The sequence below is a fragment of the Streptomyces sp. NPDC088766 genome, from assembly GCF_044750845.1.
In the GTDB taxonomy this organism is placed as follows: Bacteria; Actinomycetota; Actinomycetes; order Streptomycetales; family Streptomycetaceae; genus Streptomyces.
This window is the reverse complement of the sequence record NZ_JBIVKQ010000001.1, coordinates 363,193-384,401: the sequence shown is the minus strand read 5'-3', so window position 1 is coordinate 384,401 and position 21,209 is coordinate 363,193. Positions and strand designations below refer to the sequence as shown.

20 protein-coding genes and 1 tRNA gene are annotated in these 21,209 nt (G+C 70.7%); 5 read left to right on the top strand and 16 right to left on the bottom strand.

The window, feature by feature from the left end; translation table 11 throughout:
- Positions 1-2: 2 nt before the first annotated feature.
- The 13 genes from ACIP5W_RS01735 to ACIP5W_RS01675 all read right to left on the bottom strand — a co-directional run bounded on the left by ACIP5W_RS01735 (position 3) and on the right by ACIP5W_RS01675 (position 11,158).
- Positions 3-587, bottom strand: coding sequence for a hypothetical protein (locus ACIP5W_RS01735; protein WP_401465095.1), 585 nt, complete (start codon positions 585-587; stop codon positions 3-5).
- Positions 588-621: 34 nt separating this feature from the next.
- Positions 622-1,224 carry a pilus assembly protein TadG-related protein gene (locus tag ACIP5W_RS01730; protein ID WP_401465658.1) on the bottom strand — a complete coding sequence of 201 codons (603 nt, stop codon included), beginning with the start codon at positions 1,222-1,224 and terminating at the stop codon, positions 622-624.
- Entirely contained in the window at positions 1,221-1,451 is a 231-nt protein-coding gene (locus ACIP5W_RS01725; RefSeq protein WP_401465092.1) for a Flp family type IVb pilin, read from the bottom strand. Before ACIP5W_RS01725 ends, ACIP5W_RS01730 begins: the two co-directional genes overlap by 4 nt.
- A 114-nt stretch (positions 1,452-1,565) precedes the next feature.
- The gene (locus ACIP5W_RS01720) at positions 1,566-2,342 is read right to left on the bottom strand and encodes a response regulator (RefSeq protein WP_401465089.1); all 777 of its coding nucleotides are present in this window, start codon (positions 2,340-2,342) and stop codon (positions 1,566-1,568) included.
- Between the two features lie 50 nt (positions 2,343-2,392).
- On the bottom strand, positions 2,393-3,850 hold the full coding sequence (locus ACIP5W_RS01715) for a sensor histidine kinase (protein WP_401465086.1): 1,458 nt from the start codon (positions 3,848-3,850) through the stop codon (positions 2,393-2,395).
- A gap of 9 nt (positions 3,851-3,859) precedes the next feature.
- Entirely contained in the window at positions 3,860-4,747 is an 888-nt protein-coding gene (locus tag ACIP5W_RS01710) for a DUF5936 domain-containing protein (RefSeq protein ID WP_401465083.1), read from the bottom strand.
- Positions 4,748-4,801: 54 nt separating this feature from the next.
- A complete protein-coding gene (locus tag ACIP5W_RS01705; RefSeq protein WP_401465080.1) occupies positions 4,802-5,746 on the bottom strand; it encodes a type II secretion system F family protein in 945 nt (314 codons plus the stop codon).
- Positions 5,747-5,881: 135 nt separating this feature from the next.
- The gene (locus ACIP5W_RS01700; protein ID WP_401465077.1) at positions 5,882-7,219 is read right to left on the bottom strand and encodes a CpaF family protein; all 1,338 of its coding nucleotides are present in this window, start codon (positions 7,217-7,219) and stop codon (positions 5,882-5,884) included.
- Positions 7,220-7,235: 16 nt separating this feature from the next.
- Positions 7,236-7,595 (bottom strand): TadE/TadG family type IV pilus assembly protein, encoded by a 360-nt coding sequence (locus tag ACIP5W_RS01695; protein WP_401465074.1) that lies wholly within the window; start codon positions 7,593-7,595, stop codon positions 7,236-7,238.
- A gap of 43 nt (positions 7,596-7,638) precedes the next feature.
- Positions 7,639-7,971, bottom strand: coding sequence for a pilus assembly protein (locus ACIP5W_RS01690; RefSeq protein WP_382782947.1), 333 nt, complete (start codon positions 7,969-7,971; stop codon positions 7,639-7,641).
- A 142-nt stretch (positions 7,972-8,113) separates the two neighbouring features.
- A complete protein-coding gene (locus tag ACIP5W_RS01685; protein ID WP_401465070.1) occupies positions 8,114-9,370 on the bottom strand; it encodes a CpaE family protein in 1,257 nt (418 codons plus the stop codon).
- An 11-nt stretch (positions 9,371-9,381) separates the two neighbouring features.
- Positions 9,382-10,089, bottom strand: coding sequence for a Flp pilus assembly protein CpaB (cpaB, locus tag ACIP5W_RS01680; RefSeq protein WP_401465067.1), 708 nt, complete (start codon positions 10,087-10,089; stop codon positions 9,382-9,384).
- 178 nt (positions 10,090-10,267) lie between these two features.
- Complete coding sequence (locus ACIP5W_RS01675) at positions 10,268-11,158, bottom strand: hypothetical protein (protein ID WP_401465064.1); 891 nt, start codon at positions 11,156-11,158, stop codon at positions 10,268-10,270.
- A 247-nt stretch (positions 11,159-11,405) separates the two neighbouring features.
- Here ACIP5W_RS01675 and ACIP5W_RS01670 point away from each other — a divergent pair, with 247 nt between their 5' ends.
- Positions 11,406-13,097, top strand: coding sequence for a chitinase (locus ACIP5W_RS01670; RefSeq protein WP_401465061.1), 1,692 nt, complete (start codon positions 11,406-11,408; stop codon positions 13,095-13,097).
- Between the two features lie 255 nt (positions 13,098-13,352).
- Positions 13,353-13,412, top strand: a tRNA-OTHER gene (locus ACIP5W_RS01665).
- Between the two features lie 120 nt (positions 13,413-13,532).
- On the opposite strand, the gene ACIP5W_RS01660 is transcribed toward ACIP5W_RS01665, so the two are convergent.
- From ACIP5W_RS01660 to ACIP5W_RS01650, 3 genes are all read right to left on the bottom strand, one after another.
- Entirely contained in the window at positions 13,533-14,000 is a 468-nt protein-coding gene (locus ACIP5W_RS01660) for a type II toxin-antitoxin system VapC family toxin (protein ID WP_401465059.1), read from the bottom strand.
- Positions 13,990-14,259, bottom strand: a complete 270-nt coding sequence (locus ACIP5W_RS01655; RefSeq protein WP_401465057.1) for a type II toxin-antitoxin system Phd/YefM family antitoxin — start codon at positions 14,257-14,259, stop codon at positions 13,990-13,992. The genes ACIP5W_RS01660 and ACIP5W_RS01655 overlap by 11 nt, the downstream gene beginning before the upstream one ends.
- A 318-nt stretch (positions 14,260-14,577) precedes the next feature.
- Positions 14,578-15,015 carry a hypothetical protein gene (locus ACIP5W_RS01650; protein ID WP_401465054.1) on the bottom strand — a complete coding sequence of 146 codons (438 nt, stop codon included), beginning with the start codon at positions 15,013-15,015 and terminating at the stop codon, positions 14,578-14,580.
- Positions 15,016-15,210: 195 nt separating this feature from the next.
- Here ACIP5W_RS01650 and ACIP5W_RS01645 point away from each other — a divergent pair, with 195 nt between their 5' ends.
- From ACIP5W_RS01645 to ACIP5W_RS01635, 3 genes are read left to right on the top strand one after another with little or no spacing between them, the layout of a single operon-like run.
- Positions 15,211-15,798: a hypothetical protein gene (locus tag ACIP5W_RS01645; RefSeq protein ID WP_401465051.1), complete on the top strand. Its 588-nt coding sequence runs from the start codon at positions 15,211-15,213 to the stop codon at positions 15,796-15,798.
- Entirely contained in the window at positions 15,795-16,487 is a 693-nt protein-coding gene (locus ACIP5W_RS01640; protein WP_401465048.1) for a hypothetical protein, read from the top strand. The genes ACIP5W_RS01645 and ACIP5W_RS01640 overlap by 4 nt, the downstream gene beginning before the upstream one ends.
- Positions 16,487-21,205, top strand: a complete 4,719-nt coding sequence (locus ACIP5W_RS01635) for a putative T7SS-secreted protein (protein WP_401465045.1) — start codon at positions 16,487-16,489, stop codon at positions 21,203-21,205. Before ACIP5W_RS01640 ends, ACIP5W_RS01635 begins: the two co-directional genes overlap by 1 nt.
- Positions 21,206-21,209 lie beyond the last annotated feature (4 nt).

Here is a 21,209-nt window from a genome sequence, read left to right as displayed (position 1 = left end):
GCTCACCCGGAGATCTTGATGACCGCGCTGGGGAACAGCGGCAGCTGGAAGGAGACGTCGGCCGTGCCGGCGGGCGGCGACGGGAACTGGAGGAACACGTCGATGGATTCGCCGGCCTTGAGCGTCGAGAAGCCCGTCGTCGTCAGGGGGCGGCCTTCCGTGTCACGGAGGACGTAGTAGCGCTTCTTGCTCTTGGAGTCGACGAGGGTGGCTCCGCCGAGGGACCTTCCGTTGTTCATGATCTCGGTCTCGTTGCCGCTCAACTCCAACGGAACAACCGCTACTTCCGAACCGTCATTCTTCAGGACACCATTCACCGTCACGAAGCCGCCGGAGTCGCGCGCGGCAGAAGTGATCTGAAGGAGAAGCCCGCCGGGCCCCTTCACCTCTGCCAACGGATCGTCGGACTTCCCCTCCTGAGGGTTCGGCTGCGATCCATCGGCCGTGGAAGCGGACGACGAGCTTTCAGGCTTCTTGGCGTCGTCGCCCCCGCCCCCGCCGCAGGCTGCCGAGCCGACGGCCAGCCCGGCCACGGCGGTCAGCGCGACCATCCCCCTGCGGGCTTTCCCCGTGAACCGCATGCTCATCACTCTGTTTCCTTCTCCACTCGTCATTCGCTCGTCAGTCGGCCAGGTGGACGTCAAAGAGGTCTTCGGGCCCGGGCAGATCGCCGAGGTCGTCAGGATCCAGCTCCCAGTCATCCCCGCCCTCACAGATGAGCTTCGGCAGTGCGTCCTCCTCGGCGTCCTCACCCGGGGGGTCGAAATCGCACAGCGGTTCGATCACGGCGACGGCGTCGGCGCGCGCCCTCGTGGTGCTCGTGGCAGGAATAACGGATTTTCCCGCCGCTTTGTTCGCCTGGACGGTGACGCGGAATCGCAGCCCGTCCGGGTCACAGCCATCCAAGGTGGCATCGTTCTGTGCGGCGAGCTCACCGGCGCGCCAACACGGGTCGGGTAGCCCCAACCCGTCGCCGCCCTCGAAGATGTCCTGCCATTTCGTGGGATCGAGAACGTCCTCCACCCACTGACCTGCAAGCCCGTCCCTGGTCTCCTGCGCGGCCGCCAGCGCCGCCGCGTCAGCGGCGGTCTGGGCGCCGTTGCGGTTCACCGCGGCCTGGCCGACCGCGAAGTACGCGAACGCGAGAAAGAGCAGGCCCGCCACCACCGTGAGGTAGATGGGGAAGACCTGCCCTGCGTCGCCGTGCCCGCGTGAAGGCGTCAGGGAGCCACCTTGGCGATCTGAGCTGTCAGCTTGTTGACGATGGTCGCTCCCAGGTTCGTGTTCGCGATCAGCACCACGATCGCCACCACCACCGCGATGATGCCCAGGTACTCGACCGCGGTCTGCCCCCGGTCGCCGCGGCGACGGGCGGCCTCGGCCGTCGTGTTCTTCCAGCCGCTCACCCGGACCTTGGCCGCGACGACGGTCTTCAGCATCAGGTCGCTCATGGTGTTCCCCTCCGTTTGCGGCGTTACCGGCACGAGGAACGTAGAGCGGAACGGGAGTCCCGGCGGAGGGTCCCAGGGCCCAATCGCGGGCCCAATCGGGGGTGCGGCGGCTTGTCACGGGGTCACCGCCGTTCCCAGCCACTTGGCCGCCGCTTCGGAACGGCTGGTGCTGTGGAGCTTGGCGAAGATGCGGTTGATGTGGTTCTTGACCGTCTTCTCGCTGATGAAGCAGGTGGCGGCGATCTGCTGGTTGGTCAGGCCCGCTGCGATCAGGTCCATGATCTCCGCCTCCCTCGCGCTGAGTTGGTGCGCCCCGACCGACTGTCCCACAAGTGGTTGCATATGCGAAAGCCGTTCGCGATAAGTCGCAGGGAGTAAGGAACCTGAGGAACCGTCATAATGTGCACTCGCATTGGAGGAGCGGAGGTGGGCGAGCACCGCCGTCGCCGCCGCGGGGGTGAAGTGGGCCCGTCCCGCCACGATGTCCCGGATCGCGGAGAGCAGCTCCGTGACGGTGAACTCGCCGTGCACCAGGTAGCCGCCCGCCCCGCGCCGCAGGGCCTCCTGGACGACCTCCGACTCGCTGCTGTAGGTGAGCATCACGACGGGGGCGATGCGCACCAGGTGGGGAAGTGCCGAGAGGCCGTCCACGTCGGGCATGCGGACGTCCAGCAGGACGAGGTCGGGGCGGTGGTGGAGGGCGGCCTCGTAGGCCTGGCGGCCGTCGGCGGCCTCGGCGACCACCGTGATGTCCTCCACGCCGGAGAGGAGAGCGGTCAGGCCGGCGCGGACCACCGGGTTGTCGTCGGCCACCACCACGCGCACCGGCGTGGACGGGGGCGGTGGGGCGAAGGCGTCACCCAAGGGGGTGGCGGGGGGCTGGTCCGGCATCGGGCGGCCTCCTCTCGGGGGGTGGGGGGTCGGGTCGTAGTGTGTGCCGGTCATGGTGTCGAAGTCGTGAGTGCCGCGAGCGGGAGTTGCAGGAACACTCCGGTGCCGCGGGGGTGAAGACCGTCGCCGAAGCGGATGCGGGCGCCCACGGTCGCGGCCCGCTCCGCCATGCCGACGAGTCCGAAGTGCCCTGTGCGGCGCAGCTGTTCGAGGTCGGTGTCGGGCGGCAGGCCGGGGCCGTCGTCGAGGACGCCGACGTCGAGGAGTCCGTCCCGCACGCCTGCCCGTACCTCGACGCGGGTGGGGTCGGCGTGCCGGTGGGCGTTCTCCATGGCTTCCGCGGCGATGGTCAGGAGGTGTCGGGCCACCGCGGGCGGGACGGGGAGCGTGCTGCGGTCGCCCGTGGGCCGGTAGGTGGCCGGCAGGCCGGTCCGGGCGGTGAAGGCGCGGGTGTGGGCGGCCAGTTCGTGCAGGAGGTCGACGCCCTGGTCCGGGTCCGTCTCGCGGCGCAGGTCGGTGAGGAGTTCGCGGGACTCGGCGGCGGCGCGGCGGGCGGCGCGGGCGACGAGTTCGGCCTGTTGCCGGACGCGGTCCGGGTCCATGGCCGCCGACCCGGCCGAACGGGCCAGGCCGTCCGCCGCGAGGGCCACGCCGTGCAGGGTCTTGGCGACGGAGTCGTGCATCTCGCGGGCCAGGCGGGCCCGTTCGGCCGCGACCGCCTGGGTCACGGCCAGCCGGGCCTTGACCGTGGTCAGGGCCAGGGTCGCGGTGCCGAAGCGGAGCATGAGGCCGCGCAGGGTGGAGCCCACGGCCCCGGTGATGACGCAGAAGCCGGGGAGCAGCAGCCTCTCCGCGAGGCCGGCGCCGGACTCCCGTTCCAGGGTGGCGTGGACCAGCAGCAGGATCAGCGACTGGAGCGAGGCGAAACCCGCGGCGCCCCGCCAGCCGTAGACGATGCCGGCGAGGAGGGGGGTGCAGACGCTGACGTAGGCGAGCGTGGTGTCGGGGCCCGCGGAGATCAGCAGCAGGGTGCCGAAGAGGGTGTCCACGGCGAGCAGGGTGGGGTGGCGCAGCAGGAGGGGCCCGAAGCGTTCCCAGTCCCGGAAGAGGACGTAGGAGCCCATGAAGGTGATGACCACGGCCGCGCCGACCAGGCGGGCCCCCAGGCCCGGTGAGGCGTTGAGGAGGGCGGCCGGGGCGGCCAGGGCGATCATGGCGAGCCGGAAGCCGAAGACCTGGCGGCACATCGCCTGGAGGGCGTTGACCTGGAGCGGTATGGGCGGCTCGGCCTCCCGCCGCTCGGCCGGGAACTCGGCCGCGGAGGCGGCGGGTGCGCCGACGGGGGCGGCGGCGGGGGCGGGGGCGGGGGCGGCGGCGGAAACGGGGGCGTCCGCGAGGTCCGGACCCGCGGCGGGAACGCCGGCCGCCGCAGCGGCTTCCGCCGCCCGTGCACGGCGGCGGCGCAGCAGGCCGCCGCGTCGCCCCGGAGTGGCCGTCATGGCCGTCATCCCGCTCACCTACTCGCCCGTGATCGAGCTGAAGTCCGTGCCGGAGCCCAGCAGCATGCCCGCGCCGAGGAGGAGCATCGTGGCCGGGACCATGAACGTCGTGATCATCAGCGTGGCCTTGGGGACCGCGCGGGCGGCCTTGCGGCGGGCGTTCTGGGCGTCCGTACGGCGCATGTCCTTGGCGATCGCGACCAGCGTGTCGACGATCGGCGCGCCCAGTTCCTCGCCCTGCTGGAGTGCGGTGACGAACATGGCGACCTGCTCGGAGTCGTTGCGGCGGCGGAGTTCGGCGAAGGCGTCGCGGCGGCTCATGCCGAGGTCCATCTGGCGGAGCGTGATCCGGATCTCGTCGGCCCACGGGCCCGCGTACCGGGACGCCACCCGGTCGAGGGCCTGGCGGAAACCGAGGCCCGCGCTCACGACGACGGCGAGTACGTCCAGGAAGTCCGGCAGGGTGCGTTCGATCGCGTCCCTGCGGACCCGGATCGCCGACCAGATGCCGACCTCGGACCAGAACAGGCCGAACGCGATCATGAGGAGGGCGAGGAAGAAGCTGCCCTGGAGCAGCGCGGCCAGGGCGCCGAGTGCGCCGATCGCCCCGTAGACCGCCCGGCGGGCCGCGTAGCGGTCGATCGTCAGGCCGCCGGGGTTGCCCGCGAGGTCGATCCTGCGGCGGTATCCGGCGACCTGCCGGGGACCCATGAGCCGCAGGACCGCGGGGGCGTAGCGCATGCCGAGGCGGTCGACGAGGGAGCCGACGGCACCGGTACGGGTGGCGCCGACCTCCAGCGCCAGGGCGAGGTCGCTGGGCAGTTTCACCTCGGCGCGGTACATGCGCAGGCCGGCGAAGACGCCCCAGACGGCGAGGCCCATGACGAGTGCGAGCAGAAGTTCCATGGCGGTCGATTCCTCCCTCGGTCCTGAAGTCCTCAGTCCTGAAGTCCTCAGTCCTCAGACGTCGATGCGGGACATGCGGCGGATGAGGACGAAACCGACGGCGTAGAGGGCGAAGGCGATGATCACGCTGGCCTGGCCGGCGGCAGATCCGGTCATGCGGTCGAGGGTGCCGTCCGCGACGCTGTCCATGAGGAACAGGGCGCCCACCCCCAGCGCCGGCACCGCGTAGGAGGTCATGTTCACCTGGGACAACTGGGTCCGGACCTCGCGGCGGGTCTCCTTGCGTTCCTCCAGCGTCTCCGTGAGGTTGCGCAGGGCGCCCACCACCTGGCCGCCGGCCCGGTTGGACAGGACGAGGGTGGTGACCAGGACGACGAGTTCGCGGGAGGGAAGGCGGTCGGCGAGTTCGCCGAGGGCGTCGTCCAGGGAGTGGCCGACGGCCAGTTGGTTGGCGACCTTGGCCAGTTCCTCGCCGGCGGGGGCCTCCAGTTCCTCCGCGGCCATGCCGATCGCGGTGCGCAGGGCGAGGCCCGCGTTGGTGGCGTTGGCCAGGATGCGGGCCAGTTCGGGGAGTTGGTTGATGAAGCGTTCGATGCGTTTCTGGCGCTGCCAGTTGAGGAACTGCCAGGCGGCCCAGATGCCGAGCAGGCCGGCCAGGGGGCCGAAGAAGGGCGCCAGGGTGGCATGGCCGATCAGCCACAGGGCCGCGACCGCCGTCAGCATGTGGGCGAGGAACTCGCCCGGCGTCACGTCCAGGCCGGTGGCCGTCAGCCGCAGTTCCAGTGTGCGGCCGAGGTCGGTGCGGCGCAGGCGGCGGTCCAGGGTGCGGAAGCGGCGCCGGCGGCCGGCCGGGGGGACCTGGCCGGTGGCGGTGAGGCGGTCGACGAGGGCGGCCCGCTGGGCGCGGCCCCGCGCGTAGGTGTGCACGCCCGCGACGGCCAGGCAGCAGGTCAGCAGGCTCACGCCGGTGGTGAGGGTGATCAGGTTCTGGAGGGTCATGTGGGGTCCTGCCTGTCCTGTCCTGTTCCGTTTCCGTCCTGGCCGCGCTGTCGCGAAGGTCTGCTGCCGGGCTGTGGGGCTGTGGGGTTGTGGGGCTGTCGGGCTCTCCGGCCACTGGGCTGTCGCGCTGTCGGGTTATCGGGCTTCTCTGGTGGTCAACTCGTCGAGCGTGCGGGCCACTCCGAAGGCCTGCGGGATCGGCTGGCTCGCCATGTAGAGGCGGTCGGCGGTGCGGCGCGGCAGCGGGTGGTACGCGAAGACGCCGTGGATGCGGCCGTCCGCGCCCATCGGCCGGGCGTTGAAGCGGGCGATGGTCGCCAGCCGGTACGGCTCCCCGCCGTGGCTGTCGAGCAGCGCGATCTCCGTCACCCGCCGGGTCCCGTCCGCGAAGCGGGTGAGCTGGACGATGACGTCGACCGCGCTGTTGATCTGGTCGTGCAGGGCGACGAACGGGATCTCGACGTCCGACATGGACGCCAGGGTCTGGAGCCGCATCAGGGCGTCCTCGGCGCTGTTGGCGTGGACGGTGGCCAGGGAGCCGTCGTGACCGGTCGACATCGCCTGGAGCATGTCCAGGGACTCGCCGCCGCGGACCTCGCCGACCACGATGCGGTCGGGGCGCATGCGCAGCGAGTTGCGGACCAGGTCGCGGATGGTGATGCGGCCCTTGCCCTCGACGTTCGGGGGCCGGGACTCCAGGCGGATGACGTGGGACTGCTGGAGCTGGAGTTCGGCCGAGTCCTCGATGGTGATGATGCGTTCGTGTTCCGGGATGAGCCCGGAGAGGGCGTTCAGGAGGGTCGTCTTCCCGGTGCCGGTCGCGCCCGAGACGATGATGTTGAACTTCGCCTGCACCAGTGCCGCCAGCAGGTACAGCATCGGCTCGTCCAGCGAGCCGAAGCCGATCAGTTCGTGCAGGGTGAAGGAGCGCGGGAAGCGGCGGATGGTGAGGGTGGGTCCGGTGAGGGACAGCGGGGGGATGATCACGTTGACGCGTTCGCCGGACGGGAGGCGGGCGTCGACCATGGGGTTGGTCTCGTCGACGCGGCGGTTGACCGTGGAGACGATGCGCTCGATCGTCTGCATGAGCTGGTCGTCGGAGGCGAAGCGGAGGGGCAGTTGTTCGACCCGGCCGCCCCGCTCGACGAAGATCGCGTCCGGGCCGTTCACCATGATCTCGGTGATGGAGGCGTCCTCCAGGAGCGGTTCGAGGATGCCGAGGCCCAGCGCCTCGTCGACCACCCTGCGGATGAGCTGTGCGCGCTCCGTCGTGGACAGCACCGGGCCCTCGCGGCTGATGATGTGCGCCAGCACCCGTTCCAGACGGGCCCGGCGCTCGGCCGCCGCCAGTGCGCTCATCTCGGCGAGGTCGATCTCCTCCAGGAGCTTGGCCCGGTAGGAGGCGACCAGGTGGCCGTCCTCGCCCCGGCCGCCGTGCTCCTCGGGCGAGGTGATGCGTGCCCGCAGGCTCATGTCGAAAGCCCTTCCCTCAGTGGTCGACCGGCATGGTGGCCGTCTTGTGGGCCTCACCGAAGTCCCCTATGCCGGGGATGACGGAGGGGATGGTGACGGTGGAGGTGACGCGGACCTCGTCGCCCAGGTCCTCGGGGGCACAGCTGGTGCCGCCGGCGAGCCAGGAACTGACCGCGCCCTGGCAGGCTCCCCCCGCGCCCTCGCCGAGCGACGCGCTGCGGGCCCCGGCCCTGGCCGCCGTACCCGCCTGCTGCGCCGCGTACGCGATCAGGCCCAGCTGTACGGCGGCCAGCGCGACGAGCAGCAGGATCGGCAGGAAGCCGAGGTACTCCAGGGCGACCTGTCCCCGGTCCCGTCCGAGGCGACCACGTCCCATGTCACGTCCGAGGCGTTCACGTCCGAGGCGTCCACGTCCCATGTCAGTCGCCGTCCTCTTCCTCCACGGCACCGGCGTGGCCCTTCACCTCGAACGGGAAGTCGATCGCGCCCGGGAACAGGACCGGGACCCGGAGGGTGACGGTCGCCGTCACGTACCCGCCCGACGTCGGGCAGCTGACCGTGGCCCCGGAGCGCCACGCGTCCGACAGCTTGTCCAGTCCCGCCTGTTCGCACACGGCCTGCCGCTCCCCCCGCTGCGCCGCCGTCCCCGCCCGCACCGCCTCGTCGGCAGCATTCCCCGCGAGCGTGAACGTGTATCCCACGAGCACGAACTGCCACACCACCACCAAGGTCACGATGATGAGCGGGGTCATGCCGAGGAGTTCGACGGTGACCTGGCCCCGGTCGCCTCCGTACCGCCCCGGTGCCGGTCTCCGTGGTGTCGGCAAGGTCGGTCGCCATGGTGTCGGTCGCTGTGGGGCCGGTCGCTGTGGGGCCGGCCGTCGTGCTCTCACGTCACTCCCTCCTGCGGCGGAATCCCGCCGCCCCCCGGTCGCCGCCGCGCCCGGCCCGGCCGGACCTTCGGTGCTGCGAGCCCTCCGGGGCCGCGACGAGGCCGAGTTCGCCCGCGAGGGCCCACATGGCCTGGCGGACGGTGCCCTTGCCGTCGAGGGCGTGGACGCGGCCGGCGTCCACGGCGGACTGGAGTTCCTTGAAGTTGGCGGGGATCGCGGTCTCCGCGACGGGCGTACCGGTGATCTTCTGGACGAGCGCGGGCTGGATCTCCGTGGCGCGGCTGTGGCGGTTGACGACGACCGTGGTCTCCTCGGCCTTGCGGATCTGGAGGCGGTCCCACATGCGGACGGTGCGTTTGGCGCCGCGGACGGCGACCACGTCGGGAGTGGTGACGAGCAGGGCGCGGTCGGCCATCTCGACGGCGGTGGCGCCGGCCCCGCCGAGCTGGGCGCCGCAGTCGACGACGACGACCTCGTAGCGGGAGCGCAGGGCGCCGATGATCTGGCGGGCGGCGCGGTCGGTGACCTCCTCGCCGCGTTCGCCCTCGCCGGGGGCGAGCAGCAGGGCCACGCCGGTGTCGTGGCGGAAGACGGCCTCGGCGAGGATGCGGGGCGAGAGGTCGTTGATCGCGGCGAGGTCGACGACCGAGCGGCGGAACTGGACGTCGAGGTAGGAGGCGACGTCGCCGGCCTGGAGGTCCAGGTCGACGAGGGCGGTGGGACGCCCGGAGGCCTGTGCGGCGAGGGCCAGTTGGACGGCGAGCAGGGTCGCGCCGACGCCTCCCTTGGCGCCGCTGACCGTGACGACGGTGCCGCCGACGCCGGTGAACACGTCGCCGCCGTGGCCGAGATGGCGTCGTACGCCGACCGACCACTGGGCGACGGCCTGGACGCGGTGGGCGAGGTCCTCGTAGCCGAGGGGCAGGGTGACCAGGCCGCGGGCGCCGGCGTCCATGGCGGCGGAGAAGAGGCCGGGGCCGGCGTCGGTGGTGACGAGGATGACGCCGACGGCGGGGAAGCGCAGGGCGACGTCGCGGACCAGTTCCAGGGCGGGGACGGGACCGATGCGCTCGTGGACGATGACGACCTCGGGCAGTTCGTCCACCGACTCGGCGGCGAGGCGGGCGAGGGTGTCGACGAGCTGGGTGGAGTCGGCGACCGGGGTGACGGGTTCGGCGTCGGGGAGCTGGCTGAGCAGGCTGGTGAGGGAGCGGACCGCGTCCGCGTCGCCGACGGCCGGGAGGATCCTCGTGGGCATGGCGGCGGCCCTCACTTGTCCGTGACGAGTTCGTACGTGCGGTCCTTGTCGGGGACCGTGGTGGGAGTGCCGGGCGCCACCAGGGCGAGCCGGACGCGCTTGGCGAACGACTCGGCGTACGTGATGCGCTGGGCGTCGAGGGTGGACAGCGCGAAGGTGATGGGGACCGCCTCGGTGAGCTGCTGTCCGCGGTCGTCCTTGTCGGGGTTCAGGGCGCGCAGGTCGCCGACGTCGAGGACGCGGGCGTTGGTGACGATGATCTTCGACTGGTCGGGGTCGCTCTCGCGGGCGCCCTCGAAGGTGGCGTAGACGTTGACGGAGGAACCCGGGGTGATCTTCCCGGCTACGCCGGTCGCCGCGTCGATCATGATGGCGACCTCCTGCTGGCCGGCCTGGAGGGCGGGCTGGTCGACGATCATGTCGCTCTGGAGCAGCGAGCCCTTCTTCAGGGTCGTCACGGCGATCTTGCCGCGGATGCCCGCGAGGTCGGTCACCGCGTTCCCGGAGAGCCAGCGCTCGGGCATCTCTATCTTCTCGAACTGGTCCTCGGTGAGGGGCGCGTAGGGAGCCACGTCGGACCTGACCCGGTACGCGGTGACCTCGGGGCCGACCTTGGACTGCACGTCGTCGATGACGGAGAGGACGCCGGCGAAGGCGCCGAGGGCGCACAGAACCGACAGGAGCAGGAGGATCACGCCGCGGCGCTGACGGGAGTTCATGAACCGGTGCAACCTCGTTGGGGGTCGGATCGAGCGGACGGTGGCGGGGCGGGCGGGGGACGTGGTGGGGCGGGCGGAGGGACGTGGCGGGCGGGGCGGAGGGACGTCGGCGGTTCCGGGTCGGGGCCGTCCGGGGCGGGCCCGGGCGGATCGCGCGGTCGGGGGGCCTCGTGCCGGCTCAGCCGCCCGTGGTGAGTGCGCGGTGCGGGGGGCCGCCGCCGGTGAGGGCGCGGGCGGGGGCGGGCTCGTGGGCGGGCGGCGGGGTGGCGGAGCAGAAGACGCAGAGGTCGCCGATGACGTCGACGCCGCACCAGTGGCACACGGCCTGGCGGACCGAGGTGACCAGTTGGTAGAGGACCGACAGGTCGGGCAGGTAGGCGCAGAACTCGATCAGCCTGTCGGTGCCCCACCAGGCGGCGGACTCGGCGGGCGCCTCCGTCTCGCGCAGGCCCTGGGTCCGCCAGGCGGGGGCGAGGGTGCCGGTGACCCAGTCGGACTGGAGCCGGCCGCGGGCGACCAGCATCCGGGTGCCGAACTCGGGTCCGGGCAGGACCGTCTCCGGCCCGGCCTTCACCAGCTGGGGCTGGGGGTGTGCCAGTACGGCGAACTGGCTGCCGGGCATCCACGACCGGGCGTGCGAGGTCAGGCCGACGGGGACGCGGTCGAGGCGGGCCACGGAGGCGAGGAGCGCGCCGGCGTGGATGTAGTGCGTGAGCAGCCGGCCGGCCGAGGCGAGCACGCCGGGGCTGAGGTCGCAGGAGGCGAGCTGGCGCAACTGGCGTGCCAGGACGGCGAGTCCGAGGGGCGGCAGGTCCGGCCGGAACAGGGCGATGCGGTCGCTCTCCAGGAGGGAGCGGACGGTGTGCAGCCGTTGTTCGACGGCGGCGGGGACCGCCTGCGAGTACACGACGACGAGGTGCCCGTGCTGGTCGAGGAGGGTCTGGACGTCGGCGACGGCCTGGTCGAGGGGCCGGCGGTCCAGGCCGTCGAGCACGGCGGCGGGCACGGTGCGTTCGTCCTGCGGCGGCAGGGCCAGGTCGGCACCGGTCACGGCAATGGCAGTTGGCACGCGCAGCTCCCCGATTCCCGCGGTCCGGTCCACCGGGAGTTACTCCGGCGCACCGAGGTGACTTCATTGCGTGACTACCTCAGCACTGTATCCACGCCGCTGTGGCGGGAGAACAGCTTTCCGTGGCCGCCTGCGGACGGATCTTCACGCAAGTCACTGCAAAACGGGGCAGGTTGCTCACGAGGGTCCGTCGCGGACCGGCCCCTTGACGCTTGACAACGGAATTGGTCTGGACCAACTTATTGTCATGTCCCCACTTAAAAGATCGGCCCGGCTCTGGTCGGGAGCCGTCACCGCAGCGCTCGCCCTCACCCTCGCGGGCACGGGCCAGGCGTCCGCCGCGGACGTCAACAACGCCAGGAACGCCGGCTTCGAGTCCGGCCTGGGCAACTGGACGTGTTCCGCGGGCAGCGGGACCACCGTCGCCTCCCCCGTGCACGGCGGCACGGCCGCGCTGAAGGCGACCCCGGCGGGCCAGGACAACGCCCGCTGCACCCAGACGGTCGCCGTGAAACCCAACTCCACCTACACGCTGAGCGCGTGGGTCCAGGGCGGCTACGCCTACCTCGGCGCGACCGGCACCGGCAGCACCGACGTCTCCACCTGGACCCCGGACTCCGCCGCCTGGAAGCAGCTGTCGACGACGTTCTCCACCGGCGCGTCGACCACCTCGGTCACCATCTACCTGCACGGCTGGTACGGCCAGGCGGCCTACCTCGCCGACGACGTCTCGGTGTACGGCCCCGACGGCGGCGGGGGCACCGACCCGGGCCCCACGGTCCCGTCCGCCCCGGCCGGTCTCACGGTCTCCGCCACGACGTCCTCGTCCGTCTCCCTGGCCTGGAACGCGGTCTCCGGCGCGACCGGGTACGGCGTCTACCGCGACGGTACGAAGGTGACGGCGGTGACCGGCACCTCGGCCACCGTGACCGGACTCGCGGCGGCCACGTCGTACTCCTTCCAGGTCACCGCGACGAACGCGGCCGGCGAGTCGGTGAAGTCGGCGGCGGTGACCGGGCGGACGGCCGCGACCGGACCGGGCGGCGGGGGCTCGGTGCCCAGGCACGCCGTGACCGGCTACTGGCAGAACTTCGACAACGGCGCGACGGTCCAGCGGATCTCCGACGTGCCCGCCCAGTACGACATCATCGCGGTCGCCTTCGCCGACGCGACGACGACTCCGGGCGCGGTCACCTTCACCCTCGACTCGGCCGGCCTGAAGGGCTACACCGTCGACCAGTTCAAGGCCGACATCAGGGCCAAGCAGACGGCGGGCAAGAAGGTGATCATCTCGGTCGGCGGCGAACGCGGCACGGTGACCGTCAACGACCCCACCTCCGCCACCAACTTCGCGAACTCCCTCCACGCCCTGATGCAGACGTACGGCTTCGACGGCGTCGACATCGACCTGGAGAACGGTCTCGACGCGACGTACATGACGCAGGCGCTGCGCTCGCTGTCCGCGAAGGCGGGGCCGTCCCTCGTCCTCACGATGGCCCCGCAGACCATCGACATGCAGTCGACGTCCAACTCCTACTTCCGGACGGCCCTGAACGTGAAGGACATCCTCACGGTCGTCAACATGCAGTACTACAACAGCGGTTCGATGCTGGGCTGCGACGGCAAGGTCTACAGCCAGGGCACCGTGGACTTCCTCACCGCCCTGGCCTGCATCCAGCTCGAAGGCGGCCTCGCCCCCTCCCAGGTGGGCCTCGGCCTCCCCGCCTCCACCCGCGGCGCGGGCAGCGGCTACGTCTCCCCCACGGTCGTCAACAACGCCCTGGACTGCCTGACCAGGGGAACCTCCTGCGGCACCTTCAAACCGTCCCGCACCTACCCCGACCTCCGCGGCGCGATGACCTGGTCCACCAACTGGGACGCGACGGCGGGCAACGCGTGGTCCAGCGCGGTGGGACCGCACGTGCACGGGCTGCCGTAGGGCGGACGCCGGTTGAGGGGGTGACGACCTCTCGCCTGCCGAGTGTGCGTCCGTTCTGGTCCGGCTGGAGGCGATCACCGACCAGTGGGCACGGGGGAAAAGCGACCAGCCCCTCCAACAGCACCTGGAGGACGCCCGCCGGTTGGCGGGCGTCCTGCGCCTCTGCATCGAAAAGGACGCCCCGCCGGCCTTCCTCTGAGGCAACCAGCCACGGAACCCGCTCACGGGACAACCCTCGGGTCGCCGGCCAGCCGTGCCCCGTAGCCAGTCCAGCGCAGGGAGCAGGTGTCGCAGGTTCGAATCCTGCCGGGGGCACACGGCACAGGGCCGGTTCCAAGGACTTGATCTCTCGAACCGGCCCTGCCCCATGATCACATCCGTGCCACGCGCGGACCATGAAGTCCGGTGTGCTTCCACCGCACCGGTGCCCTGCCGTCAGCCTTCGTGGGGCACCCTCGGCCGGGTGACCGGCACGACGGTGAGGAGGTCGTCCAGCTCTTTGAAGTCGTCGGGGTTGGTCGTGAAGAGGGGGAGGCCCTCGGCCACGGCGATGGCAGCGATCATCAGGTCGGCCACCCGGCGGCGCGGCTTGCGGCCGGCGCCGATCACTGCGGCACAGATACGGCCGTAGATGCGGGCTGCTTCGGCGTCGAAGGGGATGGGGTCGAACTCGTTCTCGGCGCGTTGCAGGACGTCGAGCCTGCGGGCGCGTTCGGCGTGCTCGTCGTAACTGCTCTGTTCGTCGTTGCGACGGACCTCGTGCGGACCGGCGGACAGCTCGGCCAGGGTGATGGCGGTGATCGCCATTTCGTCCGGCAACTCCTCGGGGGCCACCCAGCGGCGCAGAATCATGATGTTGGTGTCGAGGAGGCCCTGCTGATACGTCGAGCGGTCAACGGTCATAGGGGTCGTCCAGGTAGGTGTCGGCCGTGGCGTCCTGATCGGCGCGGAACCTGTCAAGGTTGATGCCGGGGGCGGTCCTGGACATCGCGGCGAACTCCTGGCGGGAGACGAACCGACGGCGTCGACGCAGCGGGACGAGCTGGCCGATCGGATGTCCGTCGCGAGTGACGGTGAACGACTGGCCGCCCTGTATGGCATCCATGATCTCTCGGGACCGGCTGCGCAGATCCCGTTGGGTGATTTCGGGCTGAACGCTCATATCGACCAAGGTAGCACTCGGTGCCACCAGGTAGCACGTGACGGCCGAAGGCTTGCACCGACAGACCTTCGGCCGTGGCGGCCGGATATGGCCTTCGCCGGTCGCTTCGGTGGGAGCCACGGGTGAGAAGGCACCTGACATCCACAGTCGACATCAGCGATGTCGGACGGCCGAAGCCGGCACTTCATCCAGATCGGCTTCTCAGTTCCGTGTCACAGCCGTGTGGGACACAGAGGTCAGAAACGGTCGACGAGGGTGTCCTGCGGTCGGGTGGCCAGATGGCTCACCAGGTCAGGAAGCGCCAGTTCAGCAGAATGATCACCCAGCCTCCCTGTACGTACGGCGGTCGACGAGGAGCAGGGCGGAGCAGACGACGACGCAGGCCAGCCCCGCGTACAGCAGAGGCAGAACCCAGAACCGCACCTCCTGGCTACTGTGGCCGCCGGTCCAGTGACAGGTGATGGACGGGGGGAAACTGTCCACACTCACCGAGACCAGGACGTGGTCCCGCCCGGCATCCATGTACACGCCGCCACCGGTCTTGTCCCCGCACACGTCGAGCGGATTCGTGAAGGCGAGCCCGTAGACGGTTCCGGCCCCGTAGGCGGCGAGCGCTGCCGCAACCCCGATCGCAGCCCAGCGGGCCGGTCGTGAGGGTTTCCTCCTGCTCACCCACAGCGCGTACGGGAACGTCCCGACGGCGAAGAGGAGGAGGGTGACGGCGGGCGGGCCGAAGAACGAGAACAGAGACACCATGCGCCTTGACGCTGCTCAGAACGGAGGAGTCGCTGCCGGCCGCCCGACGCTCGGCCCGGCGGACTCTTGCCGTACGTCGCTGCGCCTCCCCTCAGCGGCCTCGCCCGCATACGGGTGCCGCCGACCGCAACGCCGAACCGCCTTCCGGCGAGGCGGCGTTGCGGTCGGCAATGTGCTGGTGTTTTGATGCCGGACATGGCTGAACAGGGGGACGGGGACGGTCCGAAGGCCCACACCCGCAGGTCCGTACTGGACGACTACGCGGAGCTGACCGGACCGGGCACGGCGGACGAGCGCCCCCCTTCGGCCACCGCGAAGGTGCTTCCCGCCCCGGACGACGGAGCACCACCCTCGCCCGTTCCGGCATCACCCGAGCTCGCGCCCTCCTTCCCGGAGACGGACGACATCGCCCGCGGCCGTCGCGAGTTCGGCGCGCTGCTGGGCGAGTTCCGCCGTACGGCCGTCCTGGTCCCGGTCGGCGAGGACGAGGCCCCCCTGGTCGCGGACCACGGCGGGATCCGTTGGCTGTACGCCTTCTCCGACGAGTCGGCGCTTGCCCGGTTCGCGATCGCGAGGGGCGAAGCCGCACGCGAGTGGCCGTACCGGCGGGTGCTGGGAGCCCGGTTGCTGGACGCCGGGGTCGGGGCGACGGGCGTGCCGTGCGGGGTGGCTCTGGACGTGGGGAGCGAGGGGAACGGCGTGCTGTTCCCGCCTGTGGCAGGGATCGTGCCGGACGCGGTGGCGGTGGACTTACGGGCGGCACACGGGGAGGAGCCGCGATGAGCGGTGACGAGGACAAGGACATCAAGGCGTCGGGCCTGGACTCGATCGCCCGGGGGATCACTCTGACGCTGGCCGAGTTGAAGGAGATCGGTGTCGACAGCATGGCCGGGTCGGGCCGGGGCTTCTCCGGACTCTCCCTCTCGGGACTGCAGTTGGGGCACGAGGGGCTGACGTCGGCGTTCACGACGTTCTGCGAGCGCTGGGAGTGGGGCGTGCGCTCGCTCGTGATCGAGGGGAACGGCTTCGCGCAGAACGTGGGGCTCGCGGCGGGCACGCTCCACGAGACCGACGAGTACGTCGGTGGCGCGCTGAAGGTCGGGGCGAACTCGCTGCTGGGCAACCCGTACGCCTCCGAGGAGGAGGTCACGCGGATGGGCTGGGGCGAGCTGGCCCAGAACAACATCGACGCCTACCGCAATCCGGACTACAGCAAGGAGTCCTTCGAGCAGGCGTGGGAGAACAGCAAACAGGGCTGGAAGGACGCGGGCCGGGACGTGATGACCTCGCGCTGGGCGGGGCCGATGTACCTCAACCCCGAGAACCTGCACGGCGCCTTCGGGGTGGATGACGCGCAGTACGACCAGTGGCTCGACGACACCTTCGGTCCCTCACCGGAGGAGCGGGCCGAGGCAGCGGAACAGCAGGGGCAGCAGGGGCAGCAGGGGCAGCAGGACGGGAACACCGGCTGATGGACATCGGCAAGCTGGTCGACTCCGGTCTGGAAAAGATCGATGACGGTGTCGACGCGGGCAAGAAGTTCCTCGGTGAGGGCATCGACAAAGGCACCGACCTCATCGGGGAGGGACTGGAGAGGGTCGGCGCCGAGGGCTGGGCCGACAAGGTCGAGGACTTCGGTGACAGTCTTGCCTCGGAGCTCGGGGCGACTCCGGGCGAGCAGCAGCTCGGGGAGACCGACCAGGCCGACGAGCTGATCCACGGAGACCCGGCTGCCATCCGGGGGGCTGCCGGGCACCTCAAGGACTTCCGGAAGGCCTTCGACACGACCGGCGAGGGCATGCGGAAGCTGGACTCCTCGCACTGGAAGGGCGAGGCCGCCGACACCTTCCGCGAGAAGTTCGCCATGCATCCCGCCAAGTGGCTGCGCGCGGCGGACGCCTGTGACAAGGCCGCCAAGGCCCTGGAGGACTTCGCCGACACGGTGACCTGGGCACAGGGCCAGGCGAAGAACGCCATCGCCCTGTACAAGCAGGGCCAGAAGGCCTCCGAGCAGGCGAGGGAGACGTACAACAAACGCGTCGACGCCTACAACGCCAAGATCAAGGCGAACGAGGAACCCGGCCCGCGCCCGGAAAAATTCGAGGACCCCGGCTCCGCCGACATCGCGCGTGCCCGCGAGATCCTCGCGGAGGCCCGGCGCCAGCGCAACGACGCCGGCCGCACCGCCGCCACCTCGGTCACCGCCGCGCTCGCCCACGCCCCGGCCGAACCACCGGCGTTCGACCGCCTCAAGGCCGATGCCGGCGACGGGTTCGCGGCGGTCAACACCGAGGGCCTGCACCTCCTGGGCGGCGTGGTCAAGGGCACGGCCGGGCTGGTGAACTTCGCCCGCGGCCTCAACCCGATGGACCCGTACAACGTCACGCACCCGGCGCAATACCTCCAGAACGTCAGCATGACCCTGTCCGGTCTCGTCTCGGCCGCCTCACACCCCGAGCGCACGGCGAAGGCGGCATGGGACGGTTTCGTGAAGGACCCGTCGGAAGGAACGGGGCGGCTGCTTCCGGAGCTGATCGGCACCAAGGGCCTGGGCGCGGCCCGGGGCGGCATACGGGCCGGCGTCAAGGCCGGAATGGAGGAGGCCGCCGAGACGGCGGCACGCCGGGAGGGGAGGGGAGCCGCCGAGACGGCCCGGGAGCGTCCCGCCGAGTACGACAACCCCAATCCCCGTGACAAGGTCGACAAGGATCCCACCGACCCGGTCGACCTCACCACCGGCAGGATGTACCTGCCGCAGACGGACGTGACGCTGCCGGGCGCCCTCCCCCTCGTCTTCCGGCGACGCGTGGAGTCGGGCTACCGCTTCGGACGCTGGTTCGGACCGTCCTGGTCCTCGACGGTCGACCAGCGCCTCGAGATCGACTCCGAGGGCGTCGTCTTCGTCACCGAGGACGGCATGCTGCTGTCCTACCCGCACCCCGCACCCGGTCTGCCGACGCTTCCCGGTCACGGCCCGCGCCGGCCGCTGGACCGCGTGGACGGTGGCTACACGGTCACGGACCCGCGGACACGCCGCGTCTGGCACTTCGCCGACCGCGGTGACGACCTGGCGGTCCTGGAACAGATCGACGACCGCAACGGCAACTGGCTCACCTTCGAGTACGACGCCGAGGGCACGCCGCTGGGGATCGTCTCCAGCGCCGGTTACGACGTCCGTGTCTCCACGGAGGCGGGCAGGGTCACCGCCCTGCGTCTGTCGGCGGCCGACCAGGTGCTGATGCGTTACGGATACACCGACGGCAACCTGACGGAGGTCGTCAACTCCTCCGGCCTGCCCCTGCGCTTCACCTACGACGAGGCCGGCCGCGTCACCTCCTGGACGGACACGAACGACCGCGGCTACACCTACGCGTACGACGACCGGGACCGCTGCGTCGCCGAGGGCGGCTCGCACGGCCACATGAGCCTGCGGCTGTCGTACGGCGAACGGGACCCGGACACCGGTCTGAGGGTCACCACGACCACCACCGCCGAGGGCCACACCCGCCGCTACACCGTCAATGACGCCTGCCAGGTGATCGCCGAGACCGACCCGCCGGGCGCGGTCACCCGCTTCGAACGCGACCGGTACCACCGCCTCCTCTCCCGCACGGACCCACTCGGCCACCGGACGACGTTCACCTACGACGCAGCGGGCAATCTGCTCGCGCTGACCCGTCCCGACGGGCGCGCGTCGAGGGCCGAGTACAACGACCTCGGGCTGCCGGTGAAGGTGGTGAACCCGGACGGCACCACCGTCCGCCAGACGTACGACGACCGCGGGAACCGCACGTCGGTGACGAACCCGGCGGGCCGGACCACCCGCTTCACCTACGACGAGGCCGGCCACCTGACGTCGGTGACCGACCCTCTCGGCCGCACGACCACGGTGGTGTGCGACCGTGCGGGCCTCCCGCTGGAGATCACGGACCCGCTCGGCTCGGTCACCCGCTACGAACGCGACGCCTTCGGCCGCCCCGTCACCGTCACGGACCCCACCGGATCGGCGACCCGCCTGGAGTGGACGGTGGAGGGCCGCCCGGCCCGCCGTACGGCAGCCGACGGCACGACCGAGTCCTGGACGTACGACGGCGAGGGCAACTGCACCAGCCACACGGACGCGACGGGCGGCGTCTCCCACTTCGAGTACACCCACTTCGACCTGCTGACGGCCCGCACCGGCCCGGACGGCGTGCGGTACACGTTCGACCACGATCTGGAGCTGCGGCTGACGAAGGTCACGAACCCGCAGGGCCTGACGTGGACGTACGCGTACGACGCGGCCGGCCGGCTGGTCACGGAGACGGACTTCGACGACCGCGCGCTGACGTACACGTACGACGAGGCGGACCGTCTGACGTCCCGGACGAACGCGCTCGGCGAGGTCGTGTTCTTCGAGCGCAACGCGCTGGGGCAGGTGATCCGCAAGGACGTGGCCGGCAGGGTCACGACATACGCGTACGACATGACCGACCGGCTCGCGCAGGCGACGGGCCCGGACAGCACCGGGGTGACCCTGCTGCGGGACCGCTTCGGGCGCCTCAGATCCGAGACGGTCGACGGCCGGACCCTGACCTACGGGTACGACGAATCGGGCCGCCGAACGGGCCGTACGACCCCGACCGGCGCGGTGACGACGTGGTCGTACGACGCGGCGGGCCGCCGCACCGGCATGACGGCCTCGGGCCGCTCCATCGACTTCACGTACGACGAGGCGGGCCGCGAACTGGCCCGCCGCATCGGCGAGACCGTCACCCTGGAGCACGGCTACGACGACCTCGGCCGCCTGACGAGGCAGTCGGTGACGGGGCCGGGCGGCCACGCCGTCCAGTCCCGCACCTACACCTACCGCGCCGACGGCAACCTGACCGGCATCGACGACCAGCTCTCCGGCTCCTGCCGCTTCGACCTGGACGCGGCGGGCCGGGTGACGGCGGTGCACGCGGCGGACTGGACGGAGACGTACGCGTACGACGCGACCGGCAACCAGACCTCGGCGTCCTGGCCCGCCTCCCACCCGGGCGGGGAGGCGACCGGCGACCGCGAGTACACGGGCACCCGCATCACCCGGGCCGGCCGCGTCCGCTACGAACACGACGCGCTCGGCCGCATCGTCCTGCGCCAGAAAACCCGCCTGTCCCGCAGGCCTGACACCTGGCGCTACGAGTGGGACGCCGAGGACCGCCTGACGTCGGTGACGACTCCGGACGGCACGCGCTGGCGGTACACCTACGACCCACTGGGCCGCCGCACGGCGAAGCTGCGTCTGGCGGAGGACGGCGAGACGGTAGTCGAGCAGGTGCTGTTCACCTGGGACGGCACGACCCTGTGCGAACAGACCACCACGTCCACGGACCTGCCCAACCCCGTCACCCTCACGTGGGACCACAAGGGTCTGCAACCCGTCGTCCAGACCGAACGCATCCTCGGGAGCGACGCCGCGCAGGAGGAGATCGACTCCCGCTTCTTCACCATCGTCACGGACCTGATCGGTACGCCGAACGAACTCGTAGACGAGCAGGGCGTCGTCGCCTGGCGGACTCGTAGCACGCTGTGGGGCACAACCGCTTGGGCCGTGAACAGTACCGCCTACACGCCATTGCGCTTCCCTGGCCAGTACTACGACCCCGAGAGCGAGCTGCACTACAACTATTTCCGGTACTACGAGCCGGGGATCGCTCGCTACCTCACACGAGATCCACTGGGAATCACCCCTTCGCCGAACCCCGCCACATATGTCGAAAATCCGCACCTACGATCGGACTCGCTCGGCCTCGCTCCTGATTACCCTGGAAGCGAGGGCGACCGTGGCACCTACGACTTCAGAGAACCGAATCCAAACTATCCGCCCGACGAAGGAGCTATCACCGCCATGAGGTCCGCCCCCATTGGCGGCAATATCGACTGCTCAGAGATCGCCGAGTACATCTTGAGAGAAAACGGAGGGAAAGGAAAAATCGTCAACTTCACCTCACCTCACAGCTCGACCATCAACATCCCAGAGCAATCAGGATCCCAAGTTCAGGAGTACCGATACCATGACGTATACACTGACGGGAGGTACGTCTACGACCCAGCCATGAGTTCGAATCCAATCACATATGGCGATTACGAACGAGCCATTCGACTGGAGAACCCAGGCAAGAAAATTTACGTCCAAAACGGGGGATACTCGGGCCCTCTCTGGTAGCACG